Raw genomic sequence first — 20,722 nt, 5'->3', positions numbered from 1 at the left:
GGGCCCCCGTGCATCAGGCCTTCGCCGCCGCGAGGATCTCCCCGGCACCGCGCTCGATCAGATCCGCGGCGAGCTCCGAGCCCAGCAGGAAGGGGATCGAGGCGGTGCCCGAGGCGTCGTCCTCGGCGAGGTCGAAGCCGACTCGCGCCGTGCCCTCGACGACATGGCTGCCATCGGGCCGGATCGCCAGGGCGCGCAGCGACAGCTCGCCGTCCGCGATCTCCGCGTAGGCGGCGACCGGTGCGGAGCAGCCCGCCTCGAGCGTGCGCAGCAGCGCCCGCTCCGCCGTGACCGCCGCGCGGGTGGCGGGATCATCGACGGCCGCCAGACGCTCGGCGAACCAGGCCGGCGCGGTCTGCACCGTCCCACCGTGCAGAGCCGCCGTGGTGACCTCCACCGCCAGCGCGCCCTGGGCGGGCGCCGGCAGCATGACATCCACGCTCAGCAGCTCGCTGATCACGTCGCCGCGGCCCACCCGCAGCAGGCCCGAGGCGGCGAGGACGACGGCATCGAGATCGGCCTCCTCCCCGAGCGCCCGGGCCAGGCGGGTCTCGATGTTGCCGCGGATCCCCACGACGTCCAGATCGGGGCGGGCGCGCAGCAGCTGGGCGGCACGGCGCGGGGAGCCGGTGCCCACGCGAGCCCCCTCGGGCAGCTGCTCGAGGGTCATCCCGTCGCGTGCGCACAGCGCGTCACGGGGATCCTCGCGGGCCGGGATGCACGCCAGGATGATGTCCTCGAGCGGCTGCGTGGGCAGGTCCTTGCACGAGTGGACGATCGCGTCGACCGTCCCGTCCAGCAGGGCCTGGCGCACGGCGGTGACGAACACGCCGGTGCCGCCGATCTGCGCGAGGGGACTGGTGCGGTCCACGTCGCCGTGCGTGCTCACGTGCACCAGCTCGACGGCATGGTCGGTGCCCGCCACGAGCGCCTCGCCGACCTGCCCGGACTGGGTCAGCGCGAGCTGCGAGGCGCGGGTGCCCAGGCGCAGGGCGGAGAGCGCCGCCGTCATGAGGAGACCCCCGCTGCAGTCGTCTCCGCGGACGCCTTCTCCTCGTGGGCGCGCGCCTCCTGGGCGCGGGCCACGTCGTCGGCCGAATCCACGGCGCTCGTAGTGGGGCGGCACACCCGGCCCACGCAGCAGTTCGCGCCGCACACGTCCGGCGTGCCCCCGAAGTCGGTGACCACGCGGCGCGGGAACTGCGCGTCCAGCCGCTCCTGGACCAGATCCGCCAGGGCGGCGATGAAGCGGGGGTCCTCACCGGAGGTCGCGACCCGGCGGAAGGCGAGCCCCTTCTCCTCGGCGGTCTCCTTCGCCTCGGTGTCCAGGTCCCACACGACCTCGACGTGGTCGGTGACGAAACCGATCGGGACGACCACGACGGCGTCGGCCGCATCCTCCTCGGCGAGCTGCGCGATCACGTCGTTGACATCCGGCTCGAGCCACGGGATGTGCGGGGCGCCGGAGCGGGACTGGTAGACCAGCTGCCAGTCGGGGAGCTCCGGCGAATCGTCGTGCAGCTGGTCCATGACCCAGCGGCAGGCCGCGAGATGCTGCTCGACGTACCAGCCGCCGGACCCCTCGACGCGGGTCTCCTCCGGGCCCGACGCGTCGGCCATCGAGTTCGGCACCGAGTGGGTCGAGAACAGCACGGCGACGCGCTCGGCGTCGTGCCCGGCGGTGGCGAGGCTCGCCAGCGCGCGGCCGAGCCCGTCGACCACGGGCTCGAGGAAGCCCGGATGGTTGAAGTAGACCCGGACCTTGTCGATGCTCACCTCGTCGGCCAGGCCGGTCTCCTCGAGCACCATCCCGAAGTCCTCGCGGTACTGCCGGCACGAGGAGTACGAGGAGTAGGCGCTGGTCACCAGGCCGAGGGCGTGGCGGTGGCCGTCGGCGTGCAGCGCGCGCACCGCGTCGGCGTTGTAGGGCGCCCAGTTGCGGTTGCCGAAGTAGATCGGGAGGTCGACGCCGCGGCCCGCGAGCTCCTGCTCGAGAGCGGCGATCAGCGCCTCGTTCTGCTCGGTGATCGGGCTGCGGCCGCCGAGGGCGCGGTAGTGGCCCGCGACCTCCTCGAGGCGCTCGTCCGGGATGCCGCGCCCGCGGGTGACGTTGCGCAGGAAGGGGATCACGTCCTCCTGGCCGTCGGGCCCGCCGAACGACGAGAACAGGATCGCGTCGAAGGGCTTGGGCTCCCCGCGACGGGTGTGGGTCGCGGACGCAGGATCGGCGGCGCGGGGGCGGAGCGTCGACGTGGTGGAGTCAGTCACGGAAGGTTCCTTCGCAAGAAGAGGTGGGTCAGGCGAGCAGAGCGGCGACGTCCGCGAGGGAGTCGAGGCGTCGGCCGGTGTGGAAGGGGAGCTCGTCGCGCACGTGCAGGCGCGCATCGGAGTAGCGCAGGTGGCGCATCATGTCGACGAGGTCGTGGAGGTCGTCCGCCTCGAAGGAGAGCAGCCACTCGTAGTCACCGAGCGCGAAGGCGGCCACGGTGTTGGCGTTGACCTGCGGGTACTCGCGGCCCAGCATCCCGTGCTCGCGCAGCATGCGGTTGCGCTCGTCGTCGGGCAGCAGGTACCAGTCGTAGCTGCGCACGAACGGGTACACGGTGATCCACTGCTTGCGCGTGAACTCGGGGACCATGAACGAGGGCACGTGGCCGCGGGCGAACTCGGCCATGCGGTGCACGCCGACGGAGGCCCACTCGCGGTTCAGCCAGGTGCCGGGCAGGGAGTTCTCGAACTCGCGCAGCGCGGCCTGCAGCGACTCGGGCTTGTCGGCCGCGAGCCACAGCATGAGGTCGTCCTCGGCGCGGAAGCCGGAGACGTCGTAGAAGCCCAGGATCTCGACGTCGCCGTCGGAGGCCGTCTCGATGAGCGACGTGACCTCGCCGAGCGCAGCGGTGATCTGCTCGGTGGTGACCTCGCCGTCCTCGGTGAGGCCGGAGATCCGGCGGAACACGGTGTAGCTCGTGTAGCGCGTGGTCTGCGCGATCTGCTCGGGATTGCTCGCCGCGCCGCTGGTCGCGTCCGTCGACGGGTTCTTCGCCTCGTTCATCAGGGGGTGTCCTTCCACTGCAGGGGAGTTGCTGGATCGTAGGTGGGTCACGTCAGTCGGGTCAGTCGGGTCAGTCGGGTCAGTCACGTCAGTCGGGCGGGGTCGCGTCGGGTTCGGGGGCCGACGCGGCGTCGGCGCGGACGATCGCGTCGATGCCGGTGCCGGCTCTCCAGGAGCCGACGAGCTGAAGGGACGGCTCCTCGCGCAGAACGGCGGTGAGCGCGTCGAGGGCGGCGCGGTGCCCGGGACGGGGCTGCCTCATGGCACGGTCCCAGTCGATCACACGTGCGGCGAGCAGCTGCTCGCGGGTCAGCGCGACCCCGAGGATCCGGGAGGCATCAGTCAGGGCGAGGTCGACGATCCCCGCGGGATCCGGGAGCTCCTCGCCGGGACGTCCGAAGGACAGCCGCACCACGTGCGGGCTCTCGGCCGACGGGAAGGCCTCGCGGGCGGCGTGCTGCACATGCGCCCACTTGGCGCTCGCGTGGGTGAGCGCCTTGGCCCGGACGCCCGCCGTTCCGGGGGCGACCAGGGCGCCGGTGCCGGAGGGGAAGGAGTCCAGGGCCGGGGCGTCGAGCACGAGGACCACCAGGCGCACGGGGGCCGACGGGGTCTGCGGGATGGCCGAGGCGATCCGTGCGACGGTGCCGGTCGTGTCCCTCGGCTGGCCGGTCGGGCCCCCTGGCTGCTCGCCGGTCGGGCCCTCCGGCTGCTGGCCGGTCGGGTCTCCCGACTGCTCTCCGAGCCCGGCCGTCAGCAGGTCATGGGCCGTGTCGGGCGGGCAGGCGAGGACCAGATGATCCGCCTCGAGGGTCTCGCCGGAGGCGGTGCGGACCCGCCATCCAGGGGCGTCATGGTGCACCACGGTGGCCTCCACCGACGTGCGCACGATGCCCCCGGCGGCGAGGAACTGCTCCTGCAGAGTCGCCGGCAGGGCGGACAGCGACGGAGCCAGGGTGTGGACGCGGGTCCCGGCGGTCCACGTGCTGCGGCCGCGCAGCTGCCGGACGGCGGCCACGAGGGAGCCGTGCTCGGCGAGGCCCGCGCTCAGCTGCGGGGACGCGGCGGCGAACTCGAGGGTCGCAGGATCCGCCGAGTGCACCCCGCCGACCACCGGCGCCACGAGGCGCTCGAGCACCGCGGCACCGAGCCGGGTGCGCACCACCTCGGCGACGGTCGCACCGGGGCGGGCCCCGACGGACGCGGGCAGGACGCGCTCGAGGCTCGCCCGCAGGGCACCGCGCAGGCCCAGCACCGCCCGGACGTCGGCCGCGAGGGGACGCCCCGGGATGCCGAGCAGCGAACCGCCCGGCGCCCGATGCGCTCCGGCAGCGGAGACCACGCGGCTGCCCAGACCCTCGCGCGGGCTGACGACCTGATCGGCCAGGCCCAGCTCGGTGACCAGGGCGTCCACCGCTCCGGAACCGGTCGCGTACGCCTCGGCGCCCGCGTTCAGCACGAGCTGCGCGACAGGATCCGTGCCCGTGCCCGTGCCCGTGCCCGTGCCGGTGCTTGTGCTTCTGCTGGTGCTGTCCTCCGGGTCCTGCGTGACCAGGACGTCGGCGATCGCGCCGCCGACGGGATCGGCGGCCTCCAGGAGCACCACCCGGTGCCCTGCCCGCTGGTGGCGGCGGGCCGCGAGCAGTCCCGCGAGTCCGCCGCCGACGACGAGGGTGCGCTCGCTCATGCTCGGCGCGTGCCCAGCTGGTGGGCGTCCTGCTCGTGCAGGAAGCTCACCAGATCGGTGAGCACCTGCGGATCGGTGTCAGGGGCGACTCCATGGCCGAGGTTCACGACGTGGCCGCTCGCGCGGGACCCGGCCTCGAGCACCGCGCGGGCCTCGGCGAAGCGCGCCTCCTCGGAGGTGAACAGCACGGCGGGGTCGATGTTGCCCTGCACCGGCGTGCCCTCGGGGAGGATGTCGAGCGCCTGGTCCAGGCGCAGCCGGTGGTCCACGCCCATCGCGGTCGCGCCCGCCTCGAGCATCGGGGTGAGCAGGTGCGCGGCGCCCACGCCGAAGTGGATGCGCGGCACGGGGAGGTCGGCCACGCGGGCGAGGGCCGCGGCGGAGTGGGACTGCACGCCGGAGCGGTACATGTCCTCCGACAGCGCGCCGACCCAGGAGTCGAACAGCTGCACAGCGGACGCGCCGGCGAGCACCTGGGCCCGCAGGAAACGGCCCGAGAGCTCGGCGACCCAGCTCGCCAGGCGCGCCCACACCTCGGGCTGGGAGCGCATCAGGGCGCGGGTGCGCAGGTGGTCACGGCTGGGGCCGCCCTCGACCATGTAGCTGGCCACGGTGAAGGGTGCACCGGCGAAACCGATCAGCGGAGTGGTGCCGAGCTCGGCCACCGTGAGGCGCACGGCCTCGCGGATCGGGTCGAGCGCGGCCTCGTAGTCGTCGCCCAGCGGGGGCAGGGCATCGACGTCGGCCTCGGTGCGGATCGGGTGGTCGAAGACCGGCCCGACACCGGGCTTGATCTCGACGCCGAGGCCGGCCTGGCGGGCGGGGACCACGATGTCGGAGAAGAAGATGCCGGCGTCGACGTGGTGGCGGCGCACGGGCTGCACGGTGATCTCGGCGGCCATCTCGGGGCGCACGCAGGAGTCGAGCATCGTGGTGCCCTCGCGCAGGGCGCGGTACTCGGGCAGGGAGCGTCCGGCCTGTCGCATGAACCACACGCTGGGGGTGTCTGCTCGGTCACCTCGCAGCTCGCGCAGGACGGACGAATCGGACACTCCGCCCTCGGCGACGGGTCGCCGGGCGGGGTGCTCGGAGGGGAGGGCGGACCCCGCTGCGGTGGGATCCGCGGGGGTCTCGAAGGGCGCCGCGGTGGGGGCGTCAGGGGTGGTGCCGTTGCTCGGGCCTGCGGTGATCCCGTTATCTGACACGCGTCGCGAAGAATCTGACGCGATGTCGGCAAAAGATGGCTCTGACGTGGGGTTCTGTGTCATGACACACCTATTGTGCACATCGGATCCGAGAGCGCCATCCAGCCCAGCGGGCAGGCCTACACTGGCGGCCATGCTCGCTGCCCTCCGTGCCTCCCACGAGCACCTCGATCTCGATGTGCTCGACGCCCTCACCCGGGATGCACGCACCCTGCCCGCCGTGATCGAGGACCTCCAGGCCGAGCGCACCGGCGCCAGCGGAGCGGCCCCGATCATCGCCGGCCACGTCGTGGTGAGCACCTGCAACCGCCTCGAGGTCTACCTCGACACCGACCGCTTCCACGAGGGCGTGGACCTCGTGATCGATGCCGTCGCCCGCACCAGCGGCCTCGAGCGCGACGTGGTCTCCCTGTGCTTCGACGCCGCGATGGACACCCCAGTGCCCCAGCACCTCTACGAGGTCACCTCCGGGCTGCGCTCCCTCGTGCTCGGCGAGGCCGAGATCGCCGGCCAGGTGCGCCAGGCCTACGAGGCCGCCCGCCTCGCGGGCCGCACCACCTCGATGCTCCACGACCTCTTCCAGCACGGCTTCCGCTGCGCGAAGCGGGTCGCCACCCAGGCCCCCGTCGGCGCGTCCGGCCGCTCCGGAGCGGCCGTCGCCGTGGACCGTGCGGGCGTCGAGCTGGGCGGCTTCGCGGGCCGCACCGCGCTCATCGTCGGCACCGGCGCCTATGCGCGGCTCGGGCTCGCCGAGCTCACCCGCCGCGGCGTCACCGACCTGCGGGTGTACTCGCCGTCCGGCCGCGCCGCCGGTTTCGCGGAACGCCACGGAGCCCACGTGGTCAGCCCCGAGGGACTCGACGTCGCCCTGCGGGAGGCCGACCTGGTGCTGTCCTGCTCCGGGCGCGGCACCTCGCTGTTCCCCGAGCAGTTCCTCGCGGCCGGCCGCACCATCGTGCTCGACCTCGCTCTGCGCTCCGACCTGCACCCGCTGGTGCGCCACCTCAAGGGGGTGACCGTGCTCGGGCTCGCCGACCTCAAGGTCGGCGTCGATGCGAGCGACGATCCGGCGCTGCGGACCGCCCGCGCCATCGTCGAGGAGAACGTCGAGGCGTTCCGTGTGCAGCAGGAGGTGCGTCGCATCGATCCCGCGATGGCCGCCCTGCGCCGCGAGGTCGCCGACACCGCGGACGACGAGGTCGACCGCCTGCGCCGCGAGGTCTCCGGAGAGACGGCCGACGTGCTCGAGCGCAGCGTGCGCAGGATCCTGGCGAAGGTCATGCACCAGCCCGCCGAGCGTGCCCGCCACCTCGCCGAGACCGGCTTCGCGGACGACTACGTCGAGGCGTTCCACACGATCTTCGGGATCGACATCTCCTCCGGGCGCGGCGCCGCCGACGTCGAGGCCGATCCGGCGGACGCCGCGCCGGCCGGCTGGATGCGCGTGGACCGCACCGTCCCGCCCGTGTTCGGGGCCTCCTTCGCCGGTGCCGGTGCCGGTGCCGGTGCCGGTGCCGGTGCCGGGGCTGGTGCGGGTGCGAGCGTCGGCGTCGGAGCAGCGGTCGGGGATGCCCTCGGCCAGGACGGGCGCGGCGCTCTCGCAGAGTCGGAGGGCGTCTCCGTGTCGACCCTCGCCCGGGCCGCCCTGCGCGAGGGGAAGTGCCCGGTGGACCATGCCCCGGCGGACCTCGGTGTCGCCCTGGCGAGCCGGAGCGGGCGCGACGCCTGAGTCGGAACTCGGGATGGCAGTGCTGTGATCTGGGTCGGCGCGATCCGGCTCCGTGCGATCCGGCTCCGTGCGATCGAACTCCGTGCGATCGAACTCCGTGCGATCGGACTCCGCGGGATCTGGCTCAGCGCCGTCTGAACAGGCTCCAGCGCGACGCGCGTCGTCGGCCGCGTTCTCCGGGTGCCGGAATCTTCTTCACATCGCCGTGCTCGACGCCGTCCTCGTCGTCCGTGCCGTCCTCGTGGTCCTCGCGGCCCTCGTCGTCCTCGCGGTCCGTCGGCTCGGAGAGCGTGTCCAGGTCGTCGAGTCCCGCTCGGCGCACTGGGGTGTCAGGGAGTTCCGGGAGGTCGGGGGCCGCCGGGGAACCGGACAGATCCGAGGACACAGGGAGCTCCGGAGAACCGGGCTGCTCGACCCGCAGGCCCTCCTCGTCCACCCAGTCGTCGGTCCAGCCGACGTCGGACTCATCGCGCGGGGCGTAGGCCGCCCGCGGGCCCAGCACGTCCTCGACATCGGCGAACTCGATGTCGACGGGAGCCTTGACCTCTTCGCCGCGATGCGGGACCGGGCAGGTCCAGAAGTACGGGCAGCCCGGACACCCGGCGGTCTCCTCGTCGGGAGAGGCCTCGCGCTGCATCTGCACCCCGTCGATCTGCTGCAGCATGCGCAGACGCGACTCGTAGGGATTGATCTCCATGGCCTGCTCAGACTACTGCGCACCGGGACGGAAGGCGTCATCGCCCCCGTAGGATCGTTCCTGCCCCTGCACGCCGTCCCCACTTCGGAGGAGCCCCCGATGAGCACACCGCAGCAGCGTGTCCACGACACCACCCGCCGCCTGCTCGAGCTGCTCGCCAGCGACGACTCCCACACCCCCGCAGTCATCCCCGAGGCGATCGCCCTGCGCACCGAGCTGGCCGTCGCCACCGCCGAGGCGGGACATCTCGAGGATGCCTTCGTCCAGGTCGACGAGCTGCTCAAGGACACCCAGCGCGAGTACGGACGCGAGCACGAGCTGGTCGGCCCGGTCCGGGCCGCGGTGTCGAGGGTCGAGACTCTCGCCCAGCGCGCCCTCGACGAGGCCTGACCCGGGCCTCACCAGCGGAAGCCGGCGTCCTCGAGCTGTCGCTCGACCTCCGGGCCGGCGGACTCCATGTAGGTCGCCGTGAGGTGGTCCTCGTCGAACATGACGTGGATGTTCCCGATGATCGGCGGGCAGGCGCCCCGCGGACAGGTGATCGGCAGCAGGTCGACCGGGAGCACCTCGCCCCCGCCGTCCTCCTCGGTGCGGGCGGCCAGGTCCTCGAGCACTGCGGCATCCGGGCGCCCCTCGGGCATCGTGCCCCGGTCCAGCGGCTGCGTGCAGTCCTCCGCCGTGCCTCCCGCCTCCAGACAGACGACGGGGTTCTCGGCGATGCGCGGGGCGTCGCGCAGCGCGATCACGTCGACCCCGTCCCCGAGCAGCGCGGGGACGGTCTCCTCCGTGACCCGGTCCACCCGCTCGGGCCCCTCATGGAGCACCATCGTGGTGGAGACGGCGACGGCCTCCGGGCCGACCTGGTCGATGTACTCCAGCGCCGCGTCGTTGTGGGCGTCGCACTCGGCCCCCAGATAGGAGTCGATGCCCGGGGTGAACACGCAGCTCGGTGCCCGCAGGATGATCAGTCGCCACCCGTTCTCCTGGGCGGGGCCGCTCAGCGAGACCGCTGTCTGCGCGAGACGGGAGTTGCCCGCGGCGATGATCACGGGCGCGCCGTCGGGGGCATCGGTCATGCGGCAGGACCCCTCGAGCATCCCCTCGGCGGGGGCGAACTCCCCGGAGCACTCCTCGGGCAGGTTCTCCCAGTCCTGGCTGAGCGTGGCGGCGGACGGCAGGGGAGCCGCATCCGGATCCGCGTCCGGGTGGGGCTCGAAGCCCGGCATGAGGGCCCGCGCCCCGGGATTGTCCGCGGTCGCCCGGCGCTCGGCGTCCTGCGCAGCGTCCTCGAGGAGCTGCTTGGCGCCGATGCTCGGGGCCAGACCGATCGCCAGCACCGCCACCACCACGGCGCCGGCCCGCGGCGCCGAGCTGTTCGCCCAGCTCCACCGCCGTATCGGGGTGTCCAGGAAACGGGTGAGCAGGTAGGCGAGGACCACGCTGAGCGCGATGATCGCCGGGCCCAGGAGCGGTCCGGCGGTCGCCCGCTCGGCGGCGACCAGGGTGATGGCGAGGATCGGCCAGTGGATCAGGTACAGCCCGTAGCTGATGTCGCCGAGGAAGGAGAAGGGCCGCGAGCGCAGCAGACGGTCCGCGCCGAGGCGGGAGCCGCTCACCCCGGACAGGAACACCAGCGTCGCGCCCAGCAGAGGGATCGCGGCGATCCAGCCCGGGAACATCGAGCGGCCGTCGATCAGCGCGCCGGTCGCGATGAGCACTGCCAGGCCTGCCCAGCCCAGCCCCACCCGCAGCCGACGGGAGGGCGCGGACCGGGCGGTGCCGGCCGGTGCGGCCGCCGGGAGCAGAGCCAGCAGCGAGCCGGCCGCGAACTCCCAGATGCGCGCCGTGGTGTCGAAGTAGGCGGTCTGCTGCTGGGTCGCGGTGGAGACCACCGACCAGACGAACGAGGCCAGCGCGATCACCGTGAAGACGATCAGCACCACGCGGCGCGGGGCGATGCGGGAGCGCCGGGCGATCACCGCACAGAGCGCGAACAGCAGCGGCCACAGCAGGAACACCTGCCCCTGGATCGACAGCGACCAGAAATGCTGCAACGGCGAGGTCGCGGTGGTCGCGGCGGCCTCGTAGTCGGTGCCGCGATGGATCAGCAGCCAGTTCTCGACCTGGAGCATCGAAGCGATCGCGTCGTGGATCGCGGGCATCCAGGTGCTCGGCGGCAGGAACAGCCGCACCGCGGCGAGGGTGGCCAGCACGATCACCGCCGCCGGAGCGAGCAGCCGCTTGAACGTGCGCGCCCAGTAGGCGACCGGGGCCATCGGCTTCCCGGTCTCCATCCGGCGCACGAAGCTGCCGGTGAGGAAGAAGGCCGAGATGAACAGGAACACGTCGACACCGCCGGAGACCCGGTCCATGAACACGTGATAGAGCACGACGAGCGCGATCGCGAGTCCGCGCAGCCCGTGCAGCTCCGGGCGGTAGGTCGGGGGCGGGGGAGCGCCCGCGGTGACGGGGGACCGGGCGGCGCTCACCAGTGGAACCCCCCGTCGCGCAGCCGGGCGCCCACCGCGTCCTGCATCGAGGCGGCGTAGGTGCCGGTGAGATGGTCGTCGTCGAGGGAGACGACCACATTGCCGATCACCGGCGTGCAGACGTCGTCGGGGCATACCAGGTCGTTCACCTCGAGCGGGACGACGGCGCCGTCGGCAGCGGCGAGCAGCTCGGCATCGGGGCGCTCCTGCTGGAGCGGCTCGGCCAGCGGCGGGGCGCAGTCCGGATCGTCCGCGCCCTTCTCCGCGGTGCACGCCGGCGGGTCGAACGGCATCCGGGGGAGGTCGCGCATCGCCACGACCTGGGTGCCGGTCGCGGCGAGCTGCGGCAGGGTCGTCTCCATGCCCGGCATGATCGTCTCGGTGCCGTCACGGTTCATGAAGGTGGTGTTCAGCGCGACGGCATCCGCGTCGATCCGTTCCAGATAGGCCTTCGCGTCGGCGCTGAACCCGTTGCAGTCGGGCTCCTCGAGGGTCGCATCGGGCGTGTAGGCGCACCCGCCCTTCCACAGGGTGACCAGCGTCCAGCCCTCCTTCTTCGCGAGCTCGATGAGGGAGGCGCTGAACTGCTCGAGGCGGGAGTTGCCCACGCTCACCACGACCGGTGCGCCCTCGGGTCCCGGCACCGTCCGGCAGATCGGGTCGAGCTGCTCCTGCTCCTGGCCCTGGGGCGCGAGATCGCCGGTGCACTCCTCCTCACCGGAGACCCAGTCCGAGCCCATCAGCGCCGCGGTGGGCAACGGCTCGGCCGACGGGTCCGCGTCGGGGTGCACCGTGAAGTCCGGGTCGAGCACCCGGGCGCCGGGGTTGTCGGCGACCACGCGGGCCTCGGCCTCACGCTGCTGCGCGATCAGGTGCTGCTGGGCGGCGAGAGCGGGGGCGAGTCCGAGCACCAGGCAGGTCAGCGCGACGGCCCCGGACCGCCAGGCCTTCGCCGACGCCCAGGGCCAGCGCCGGATCGGGGTGTCCACGAGTCGCGTCAGCAGCCAGGCGGCGGCGAGGGAGACCAGGATCAGGAGGAGGCCGTCGAGCACTCCGGCGCGCTGCTTGCCGGTGTGGGCGAGGTAGAGGGTCAGCAGCGGCCAGTGCACCAGGTAGAGGCCGTAGGAGATGTCACCGAGCACCTTCGCCGGGCCGGTGGCCAGCAGCTGGTCCACGCCGAGCCGGTGCCCGGTGGTGCCCACGACGAGGACCAGGCCGGCCGCGGCGAGCGGCCAGGCCGCGATCCAGCCCGGGAAGGCCCCCTGCACGTCGATCAGGAGACCGCACGAGACGAGGCCGACGATCCCCGCCCAGCCGGCGAGCACCCGCCAGGGGGAGACGGCCGACGCCGGACCGCGGTGCCGGCCGCGACTCCGGTCCTGACCTCGATCCCGGCCCTGACCTCGATCCTGGCCCTGATCTCGACTGTGCCGCCGCTCCGCGGCCCGCTCCTCCCAGGCCGGCAGCAGCAGCCCCAGCAGGCTCCCCGCCGCGAACTCCCAGAGCCGGGCGAAGGTGTCGAAGTACGCGATGTCCTGCTGGGTCGTCGTGGAGTGCACGGACCAGGCGAAGGAGAGCACGAGGACGAGCGCGAACAGCACCGCGAGCACGGAGCGCACGGAGCGTCGCAGCACGCGGGCCAGGAGCACGCCCAGCGCGATCAGCAGCGGCCAGGCCAGGAACACCTGCCCTTGGATGGACAGCGACCAGAAATGCTGGAAGGCGGAGGGACCGGTCTCCGCGGCCGCGTAGTAGTCCACGCCCCGCTGGATCAGCACCCAGTTCTCGACGTGCAGCAGTGAGCCGATCGCGTCGTCGAGCGCGGGCATCCACCGCTCCGGCGGGAGGATCAGGTACACCCCGGCGAGCGTCGCCAGGGAGACCACGGCCGTGGGCGGCAGCAGGCGCTTGAACGTGCGCCCCCAGTACGCCGCCGGGCGGGTCCGCTCGCCCCGGTCGATCCGGCGCAGGAACGTCCCCACCAGCAGGAACGAGGAGAGGAAGAGGAACACGTCGACCCCGCCGGAGACCCGGTCGAACCACACGTGGTAGAGCACCACCAGGCCGATGGCGAGTCCGCGCAGCCCGTGCAGCTCGGGGCGGAAGCGTCCCGCCTGCGTGGAGGTCGGCGGTGCGGCCGGCAGCGGCGAGGGCGGCGTCCGGGGAGGCGCCGTGGCGGAACGGGACATCAGAGGAGCGGGAGCCTCTCAGCCACGCAGGAACGCGGCACAGGCCTGCTGCAGCAGGAGGGGATCCGCGCTCGCGCACATCTCCCGGGCGGAGTGCATGGACAGCAGGGTGATGCCCACGTCGATCGTGGTCATCCCCAGACGGGTCGCCGTGATCGGGCCGATGGTGGACCCGCAGGGCATGGCGTTGTTCGAGACGAACTGCTGGTACGGCACCTCGGCCGCCTCGCACGCGGCGGCGAAGGCGGCGATCCCGACGGCGTCGGTCGCATAGCGCTGCTGGGCGTTGATCTTCAGCATCGGGCCCTCGCCGAGGCGGGGGCGGGTGACGGGGTCGTGGCGCTCGGGGTAGTTCGGGTGGGCGGCGTGGCCGGCATCGGCCGAGAGCACCATCGAGGAGGCGAGGAGCCGGCGGCGGGAGGCCTCGTCGCCGCCGAGGGCGGCGTGCATCCGCACCAGCACGTCCTCGAGGAAGGGGCCGGCGGCGCCGGAACGGGTCGCGGAGCCCACCTCCTCATGGTCGTTGGCGACCATCATCGCGATCGGGTCCGAGCCCGCGCTGCGGGCGCTGCCGGCCACCGTGATCAGGGCCAGCGCCTCGGCATGGACGGAGGTGAGGTTGTCCAGGCGTCCGGAGGCGAGGAACTCCTCGTGGGCACCGAACAGGGCCGGCGCCTGGGCGTCGACGGTCACCACGTCGAAGCCGACGATGTCGCTCGCCGAGACGCCCGCCTCGGCCGCGAGCACCTCCCGCACGTCCAGCGGGCCGAACCCGAGGATCGGCTGCATATGGCGCTGGGGGTCCAGCTGCAGGCCGTCCTTGTTCACCGCGCGGTCCAGGTGCACCGCGAGCTGGGGGACCCGCAGGATGCCGTCGGTCGCCACCAGCGCGGTGGTGCCGTCGGCCAGGGCGAGACGTCCGGCCAGGCGCAGCTCGCGGTCCAGCCAGGAGTTCAGCAGCGGGCCGCCGTAGATCTCGACGCCCACCTGCGCGAGCCCCTCGGCGCCCAGTCGCGGGTTCGGCTTGAGCTTCAGCCCGGGCGAGTCGGTGTGGGAGCCGACGATGCGCCACGGGGTGCCGGTGTCGACGCCGTCGGGCGTGGACCAGGCGATGAGCGAGCCGTCGCGGATCACGAAGCGGTCGCCGGTGACCTCCGCCGCGCCCCACGGGGCGGTCTCGGTCAGCTCGGTGAAGCCGGCGTCCTGGAGCCGGCGCGCCGTCTCGCGCACCGCATGGAAGCTCGAGGGGGAGGCGGTGACGAAATCACCGAGGTCCAGGGCGGTGGCGCGGGCACGGGGCGAGGGGGCGGCGGCGGAGAACGTAGTCACGACGTCATTGAACCATCGACGCCGCGGCAGGGGAGCATGCGCAGCAGCTTCGCGTCGCCCACCTGGAGCACCACCTCGGCCGCTCCGGACTCGGAGATCTCGTTGAGCCCGGTGTAGGTCGCGCTGCGGCCATGGAGCTCCTGCGCACCGAAGTCCAGGGCGTAGTCGACGTGCAGCTGCTCGGCGGCGTCGCACACCTCGGGGTTGGTCTGCGCCTCGTCGAGCCGCCCGTTGAGCAGGTGCACCTCGGGTTCGGCGGAGAAGCCCATATAGGTGTTCAGCACCGGGCGGTCGGAGATCGCGTAGGCCAGCGAGCTGCCGTTCCAGGCGTTGGTCGCGATCACCGCATCCTCGGGGACCACGTCGGGCAGCTGCTCGAGCAGGGTGTGCTCGTCCGCGGTGAGCAGCGCGTCGCTGTGCCAGTCCACGGCCAGGTAGTCGAGGTTGGCGCGCGTGGCGGGGGAGAGCTGGGCCAGGGCGAGCACGCCGAGCACGCCGAGCACACCGGCCACCGGGAGGGCGGCGGCCGTCGGCCCGGCGAGCGCCGCGACACTGCGCGAGGTGCCGGGGGCGATGGCGCCGCGCCGCGCCGGCAGGTGCTCGTCGACCCACCGGCCGAGCGCATCGATCCCCACGGCGAGCACGGGGATCGCGACCACGGGCACGATCGCGGCGATGCGGAAGGTGTCGCTGTACCAGCCGCCGGTGAGCAGGTACCGCAGGTCGCCGACGGGCGTCGCGCGGGCCGCGACGGACAGCGCTGCGGCGGCCAGCCAGGAGGCGACCAGCCACCGGGACCGGGTCCGGAGGAGCACGACGAGCAGGCCCACGAGCATGACCACGCCCAGCGGCAGCCAGGTCGGTGCCCCGTTGGGCGAGAGCGAGCCGACCTGACCGATCGCCTCCCGCCACGAGGCGTTCGGCTCCCAGACGGCGGAGGACTGCGGGGGGCGTGCCCGCTGCCAGACCTGCCAGGCGATGGCGCCGCCGCCGACGGTCATCACCACGAGCGGGAGCAGGCGTCGGACGCTGCCGGGCACCCCGGCGATCAGGTCGCGGGCGCGCACCAGCGTGGCCCAGGCCAGGATCGGCAGGCCCAGCACGACGCCGACGAACACGCCCTGCGGGTGGGCGAGGGCCGCGGCGAGGCACACAGCCGGCAGCAGCACCACGAGCTGGAGCGTGCTCAGGCGCTGCGCGGACTCCGGGGCGAGGCCGGCCAGGTGCACCACCATCATCACCACGAGGGGCATCAGGACGAGCGAGAGGAGATAGGGCAGCACGATCCCCCACGACATCAGGGAGAGCGGGAACGCGCCGGAGACCCCGGCCAGGGCGCCCGCCGCCATCCAGCCCAGCGGGCCGCTGCTCGTGGTGGTGCGCACCAGGGCGACCAGGGCCAGCGGCCACACGAGGACCCCGACCACCAGCATCATCAGGTTCGAGACCAGGATGATCTCCTGCCCGGACAGCTGCACCGCGAGGCTCACGGCCTGGTGCCACAGGGCCGGGTAGTAGACGGCCTCCCCGGGGAGCGCGGTCATGCCGCCCACCACCCACGCGGAGCCGTCGCCGGCGCGCAGGATGTGCCGGATCGCGTTGAGGTGGAAGACGTTGTCGTAGGTCTGGCTGAGCGCGCCGACGCTCCCCATCATCGTCAGGGCGCGCGCCAGCAGCACGCCGCAGCCGATGACCAGGCCGCCGAGGATCGCCAGGGCGGCGCCGCGCCGGCCCGCGAGGAGCGCCCGCACCCCGGCGAGCTCCGGGGACGGGGCGACGGCGGGGTCCGCAGCCGCCTTCGCGCTCGAGGGTGCGGGATGCGAGGGGGAGGGATGCGAGAGGGAGGGATGCGAGGGGGCGCGATGCGAGGGGGCGGGAGCGGCTGCGCGGCGGCGGCCGACGAGGAACAGGCCCGCTCCGAGCAGCAGACCGAGCACGAGCGGGGACAGGCCCGTCCAGCGGATGCCGAGCTGGTGCCCGAGCTCTGCGGAGATCGCGATCAGCAGGAGGGAGACGGGAGCGAGCACGGCGACCCCGGTGAGCGGTCGCAGTCGTAGCGCGAGGACGGCGGGCAGACCCGGGACCACGAGCACGGCGAGGGTGGCGAGAAGTGCCGCGAGCACCCCGAGAGCTTCCACGTGGGCGAACCTGCTTCCTGCTGGGCGGGGCGTCGGAGCGCCCCCGGGACGGGCACATCGTAAGCCGTGCAGGTTGCGAGCGGGTTCACCGGGAGTTCGCGAGCAGTTCGGTCACCCTGGGCGCGAGGGTCTCCTCGACGAACAGGCGCGTGAGATGGTCGTCATCCATGTACACCGAGACGTCCCCGAGCACCGGGGAGCAGCGGCCCTCGGGACAGATCTGCGTCGAGAGGTCCAGCAGGGTGACCTCGGCCGCGGTGCCGTCTCCTGGACCTGCCGGGACGAGGTCCGCGAGGGGCGTCGCCGGATTGCTCGCGGCGAGCTTCTGCGAGGCGTCCGCGCCGCAGGTCTCGTCGGCCTCGGCCGGGGTCCCGCCGCCGTCGATGATCTCCTCGGCGCACTGGAACTGGTCGCTCTCCCAGCGCGGGGTGTCCCGGGCCGCGATCACGTCGATCCCGCGGTCCAGCAGCGCCTGCACCGAGGAGGCGGCGCCGTCGGGCAGGGTCTCCTCGGCCGATCCGGCATCCGTGAGCGTGACCGTGGTCAGCACCGTGTCGGGGTGGATGGAGTCGACGTAGGAGAGCACGTACTCGTCGTAGCCGGCGCAGTAGCCGTCGCGCTCCGCGCCCGCCAGGAACTGGCAGCCGTCCATGGTGAGGTTCACGACCTGGGCGCCCCGTGCCTCGGCCGTGGGCAGCAGGGCGGGGATGTACTGGCGCGAATGCGAGCTGCCCACCACCACGATGGTCTCGGAGGTGTCGACGTCCGTATCGCCGGGGAGCAGCTGCTGGCAGGTCACGTGGGGGAAGCTGACCGACGGGGCCCACGGGCCGGCGCACCGCTGCGGAAGGTCCGGCCACTGCGAGCCGAGCTGCCAGCCGGCCGGGCGGATGACGGTGGGCACCGTGGTGGCGACCTCGTCGGTGGGCAGGTCCTGCGCCGACGCGGTGGTCTCCTGCGGGGACTGCTGGTTCAGCACCAGCCACCAGCCGCCCGCCCCGGCCAGGACCAGGGCGAAGCTCGCAGCGATCGCGGTCAGCGCGCGCCAGGGGCGGGCCTCGAGCCAGCGGGAACGCCGCACCGGGGCATCCACGGCGCGGGTCACCAGCCAGGCCAGCAGCACCGAGCCGGCGAGCACCACGAGGCCGTCGAGCAGCCCCGCCCGCTGCTGCCCGCTGTGGTGGAGCCAGAGCACGAGGACCGGCCAGTGCACGAGGTACAGGGCGTACGAGATGTCGCCGACGAAGGCGGCCGGCCGGGTGGACAGCAGCGCGTCGATGCCCCAGCGGTGCCCGGAGTGCCCGGCGACCACCACGGCGCCCGCGGCGGCGAGCGGCACGATCGCGATCCATCCCGGGAACATCGTCGAGACGTCCAGCACGATGCCGCAGGCGAGCAGGGCGGCGATCCCGGCCCAGCCGGTCAGGGCGCGCGCGAGGCGCAGCCGGGGAGGACGGCCGTCCTCCGGGCGGTACGCCCCCGTGATCCGGTCGATCACGGGCAGGGCGAGCGCGAGCAGCGAGCCGGCGGCGAACTCCCACAGCCGGGCGGCGGTGTCGAAGTAGGCGACCTGCTGCTGGGTCTGGGTGGTGATCACCGACCAGGTCAGCGAGGCGGCACCGATCAGCAGCACGAGCACGATGAGCGGCCGACGCACGCTCTTCCCCCGCCGGGCGCGGCGCACCACCAGCAGGAAGAGCAGCGGCCACACCACGAAGGCCTGCCCCTGCACGCTGAGGGACCAGAAGTGCTGCAGCGGGGAGGCTCCGCCGGCATCACGGGCGTGATAGTCCACCTGCAGGAACACCAGCAGCGCGTTCTGCACGTAGGCGGCCGACGCCACCGCCTCCTGCATCACCGTGGGCCACAGCGAGGACGGCAGGAACGCGGCGGTGCCGACGAGGGTGAGCAGGATCGTCACCGCCGCCGGGGGCAGGAGGCGCTTGAACGTGTGCAGCCAGTAGCGGGGGATGCCGAGCGGGCGTCCGCTCTCCAGCCGCCGCACGAACGTCCCCGTGAGGAAGAAGGCGGAGAGGAACAGGAAGACGTCGACGCCGCCGGAGACCCGACCGAGCCAGATGTGATAGATCGCGACCAGACCGAGGGCGACGGCGCGCAGGCCGTGCAGCTCGTGGCGGAAGACGGGCCCGGTGCGGCGTGCGTCGTCGACCTCGGGGCGTGCACCGGGGCTGTCTGCAGTTCCTGCAGATCCCCCAGGTCCTGTGGGATCTGCGGGACCCGCGGCGCCGTCCGGCTGCGAGGACCGTGACCGGCCGCGCTCGGCACGAGGACGCCAGGTCCCGGTGACGGAGTCGGCGGTGGACCAGGCGTCCTCGGCCTCGCGCTCGACGTGCAGCTCGATGGGGCCCTGCAGCCAGTCCTCCAGGGAGGAGGTCGTCGTGGGCAGCGGCCCGGCGATCCATGCGGAGACGTCGGAGCGCGAGGGCGCGGCCGTCGCGGGCTCCTGCGTCCAGTCCTCGAGGTCATCGGCGAGGGGCGGCGCGGGGTTCTCGGTGCCCTCTGCGTCCCCGGTGCTCCGTGTGCCCTCTGCGCCGTCGAGTGCCGCCTGCTCCCACGGGGACGCGGCGGCGTCCCCATCGCTCACGGGGCTGTCCGCGCGGTGGCGGTGGGACGGGGCGTCGGACGAGCTGGGGGAGGCGCGGTGGGTCGAGGGGGGAGGCTCGGCGTCGGGGCGTGGGGTCGACGGATCGCTGGGCGTCGTGATCGTGGTCCCCTCCCGTGCTGCCGCCTGCGCCGGAGCACCCGGCGGGACGTTCGCCGCTGTCGCGTCCTGGGCTGGATCCTAGTGGATCCGGCATCCCGGTAACTGTGGGCGTCATGGGGGCGTGGGATCATGGGCCGGTGACTGCACAGCCTCCTCGTTCCGCCGCCCCCGCTGCTCCGGCCGGCACTCCTGATCCCACGGGTCCGGCCGTCGACCCCACGGGAGCGGCCGTCGCGTCGTCGGACGCCGGCTTCGAGATCGTCGCCCGCGCCGGGGACAAGGCCAGGGCCGGGGTGATCTCCACCCCGCACGGCCAGATCCGCACCCCGGCCTTCGTGCCGGTGGGGACCAAGGCCACCGTCAAGGCCGTGCTCCCGGAGTCGATGAGCGAGCTCGGGGCGCAGGCGCTGCTGGCCAACGCCTATCACCTGTTCCTCCAGCCCGGTCACGACCTGATCGACGAGGCCGGGGGTCTGGGCGCCTTCATGAACTGGCCCGGTCCCACCTACACCGACTCCGGCGGCTTCCAGGTGATGAGCCTCGGCGCCGGGTTCAAGAAGGTGCTCTCCAGCGAGTTCTCCGGCGGGGAGAAGGCCCGCACCTCCTCGGGGGAGGACGACGCGGTCGCCGAGGGCAAGGAGCGCCTGGCCCACGTCGACGACGACGGCGTCACCTTCCGTTCCTTCCTCAACGGCGACGTGCACCGCTTCACGCCCGAGGTCTCGATGCAGATCCAGCACGGGCTGGGAGCGGACATCATGTTCGCTTTCGACGAGCTGACCACGCTGATGAACTCCCGCGGCTACCAGGAGCAGGCGCTCGAGCGCACCCGGCTGTGGGCCATCCGGTGCCTGGCCGAGCACGCCCGCCTCACGGACGAGCGCACCCATCGCCCCTACCAGCAGCTGTGGGGCGTCATCCAGGGCGCCCAGTACGAGGACCTGCGCCGCCGGGCGGCCCGGGATCTCGGTGCGATGGACGTCGAGGGTCAGACCTTCGACGGCTTCGGGATCGGCGGGGCGCTCGAGAAGGAGAACCTCGGCACGATCGTGGGCTGGGTGACCGATGAGCTGCCCGACGAGAAGCCCCGTCACCTGCTGGGCATCAGCGAGGTCGACGACCTGTTCGTGGCGATCGCGGCGGGCGCGGACACCTTCGACTGCGTCTCCCCGTCACGGGTGGCGCGCAACAGCGCCGTCTACACGGCGCGGGGGCGCGTGAACCTCACGGGCTCGAAGTACCGCCGCCAGTTCGCCCCGATCGACGAGACCTGCGACTGCTACACCTGCACGCACTACACCGCCGCCTATGTGAATCACCTGTTCCGCGCCAAGGAGATGATCTCCTCGACCCTGTGCACGATCCACAACGAGCGCTTCGTGGTGCGCCTGGTGGACCGGATCCGGGCCTCGCTGATCAACGGCGACTTCGACGCGCTGCGCGAGGAGACGACGGGCGCCTACTACGGCGAGGTGCGCTGAT

General features: G+C 73.1%; 14 protein-coding genes. 3 read left to right on the top strand and 11 right to left on the bottom strand.

Annotated elements, in window-relative coordinates:
- Positions 1-13: 13 nt before the first annotated feature.
- The 5 genes from hemC to hemE form a co-directional block, all read right to left on the bottom strand.
- On the bottom strand, positions 14-1,012 hold the full coding sequence (hemC, locus tag ACT3UL_RS16870) for a hydroxymethylbilane synthase (RefSeq protein WP_444579529.1): 999 nt from the start codon (positions 1,010-1,012) through the stop codon (positions 14-16).
- The gene (locus tag ACT3UL_RS16865; RefSeq protein ID WP_444579528.1) at positions 1,009-2,268 is read right to left on the bottom strand and encodes a ferrochelatase; all 1,260 of its coding nucleotides are present in this window, start codon (positions 2,266-2,268) and stop codon (positions 1,009-1,011) included. The genes hemC and ACT3UL_RS16865 overlap by 4 nt, the downstream gene beginning before the upstream one ends.
- Positions 2,269-2,296: 28 nt before the next feature.
- Positions 2,297-3,052 (bottom strand): hydrogen peroxide-dependent heme synthase, encoded by a 756-nt coding sequence (gene hemQ / locus ACT3UL_RS16860; protein WP_444579527.1) that lies wholly within the window; start codon positions 3,050-3,052, stop codon positions 2,297-2,299.
- Between the two features lie 88 nt (positions 3,053-3,140).
- Positions 3,141-4,739 carry a protoporphyrinogen/coproporphyrinogen oxidase gene (locus ACT3UL_RS16855; protein ID WP_444579526.1) on the bottom strand — a complete coding sequence of 533 codons (1,599 nt, stop codon included), beginning with the start codon at positions 4,737-4,739 and terminating at the stop codon, positions 3,141-3,143.
- Entirely contained in the window at positions 4,736-5,791 is a 1,056-nt protein-coding gene (gene hemE, locus ACT3UL_RS16850) for a uroporphyrinogen decarboxylase (RefSeq protein ID WP_193118287.1), read from the bottom strand. The genes ACT3UL_RS16855 and hemE overlap by 4 nt, the downstream gene beginning before the upstream one ends.
- 286 nt (positions 5,792-6,077) lie before the next feature.
- Between hemE and ACT3UL_RS16845 the strand changes: the two genes are divergently transcribed.
- On the top strand, positions 6,078-7,673 hold the full coding sequence (locus tag ACT3UL_RS16845) for a glutamyl-tRNA reductase (RefSeq protein ID WP_444579525.1): 1,596 nt from the start codon (positions 6,078-6,080) through the stop codon (positions 7,671-7,673).
- A 124-nt stretch (positions 7,674-7,797) separates the two neighbouring features.
- On the opposite strand, the gene ACT3UL_RS16840 is transcribed toward ACT3UL_RS16845, so the two are convergent.
- Positions 7,798-8,370: a hypothetical protein gene (locus ACT3UL_RS16840; RefSeq protein ID WP_441448566.1), complete on the bottom strand. Its 573-nt coding sequence runs from the start codon at positions 8,368-8,370 to the stop codon at positions 7,798-7,800.
- Positions 8,371-8,469: 99 nt separating this feature from the next.
- Between ACT3UL_RS16840 and ACT3UL_RS16835 the strand changes: the two genes are divergently transcribed.
- Positions 8,470-8,760, top strand: coding sequence for a hypothetical protein (locus ACT3UL_RS16835; RefSeq protein WP_193118271.1), 291 nt, complete (start codon positions 8,470-8,472; stop codon positions 8,758-8,760).
- An 8-nt stretch (positions 8,761-8,768) separates the two neighbouring features.
- Here the strand turns inward: ACT3UL_RS16835 and ACT3UL_RS16830 are convergent, their stop codons facing one another.
- The 5 genes from ACT3UL_RS16830 to ACT3UL_RS16810 form a co-directional block, all read right to left on the bottom strand.
- Positions 8,769-10,859 carry an acyltransferase family protein gene (locus ACT3UL_RS16830; protein WP_443415431.1) on the bottom strand — a complete coding sequence of 697 codons (2,091 nt, stop codon included), beginning with the start codon at positions 10,857-10,859 and terminating at the stop codon, positions 8,769-8,771.
- Positions 10,856-13,048: an acyltransferase family protein gene (locus ACT3UL_RS16825; RefSeq protein WP_444579524.1), complete on the bottom strand. Its 2,193-nt coding sequence runs from the start codon at positions 13,046-13,048 to the stop codon at positions 10,856-10,858. Before ACT3UL_RS16825 ends, ACT3UL_RS16830 begins: the two co-directional genes overlap by 4 nt.
- An 18-nt stretch (positions 13,049-13,066) precedes the next feature.
- Positions 13,067-14,377: a M18 family aminopeptidase gene (locus ACT3UL_RS16820; RefSeq protein ID WP_444579523.1), complete on the bottom strand. Its 1,311-nt coding sequence runs from the start codon at positions 14,375-14,377 to the stop codon at positions 13,067-13,069.
- The gene (locus tag ACT3UL_RS16815) at positions 14,374-16,515 is read right to left on the bottom strand and encodes a DUF6541 family protein (protein ID WP_444579522.1); all 2,142 of its coding nucleotides are present in this window, start codon (positions 16,513-16,515) and stop codon (positions 14,374-14,376) included. Before ACT3UL_RS16815 ends, ACT3UL_RS16820 begins: the two co-directional genes overlap by 4 nt.
- 85 nt (positions 16,516-16,600) lie before the next feature.
- Positions 16,601-19,120, bottom strand: coding sequence for an acyltransferase family protein (locus ACT3UL_RS16810; RefSeq protein WP_444579521.1), 2,520 nt, complete (start codon positions 19,118-19,120; stop codon positions 16,601-16,603).
- A gap of 257 nt (positions 19,121-19,377) precedes the next feature.
- Between ACT3UL_RS16810 and tgt the strand changes: the two genes are divergently transcribed.
- Complete coding sequence (gene tgt, locus ACT3UL_RS16805; protein WP_444579520.1) at positions 19,378-20,721, top strand: tRNA guanosine(34) transglycosylase Tgt; 1,344 nt, start codon at positions 19,378-19,380, stop codon at positions 20,719-20,721.
- The last annotated feature ends 1 nt before the right edge of the window (position 20,722 follow it).

It is taken from the genome of Brachybacterium sp. 107, from assembly GCF_052379725.1.
In the GTDB taxonomy this organism is placed as follows: domain Bacteria; phylum Actinomycetota; class Actinomycetes; order Actinomycetales; family Dermabacteraceae; genus Brachybacterium.
This window is presented reverse-complemented; position numbering and strand designations above follow the sequence as displayed.

What these genes read in the sequence shown, in the direction of transcription:
- hemC (WP_444579529.1), bottom strand. Translation starts at nt 1,012, where the DNA reads ATGACGGCGGCGCTCTCCGCCCTGCGCCTGGGCACCCGCGCCTCGCAG.
- hemQ (WP_444579527.1), bottom strand. Translation starts at nt 3,052, where the DNA reads ATGAACGAGGCGAAGAACCCGTCGACGGACGCGACCAGCGGCGCGGCG.
- ACT3UL_RS16855 (WP_444579526.1), bottom strand. Translation starts at nt 4,739, where the DNA reads ATGAGCGAGCGCACCCTCGTCGTCGGCGGCGGACTCGCGGGACTGCTC.
- ACT3UL_RS16845 (WP_444579525.1), top strand. Translation starts at nt 6,078, where the DNA reads ATGCTCGCTGCCCTCCGTGCCTCCCACGAGCACCTCGATCTCGATGTG.
- ACT3UL_RS16840 (WP_441448566.1), bottom strand. Translation starts at nt 8,370, where the DNA reads ATGGAGATCAATCCCTACGAGTCGCGTCTGCGCATGCTGCAGCAGATC.
- ACT3UL_RS16835 (WP_193118271.1), top strand. Translation starts at nt 8,470, where the DNA reads ATGAGCACACCGCAGCAGCGTGTCCACGACACCACCCGCCGCCTGCTC.
- ACT3UL_RS16825 (WP_444579524.1), bottom strand. Translation starts at nt 13,048, where the DNA reads ATGTCCCGTTCCGCCACGGCGCCTCCCCGGACGCCGCCCTCGCCGCTG.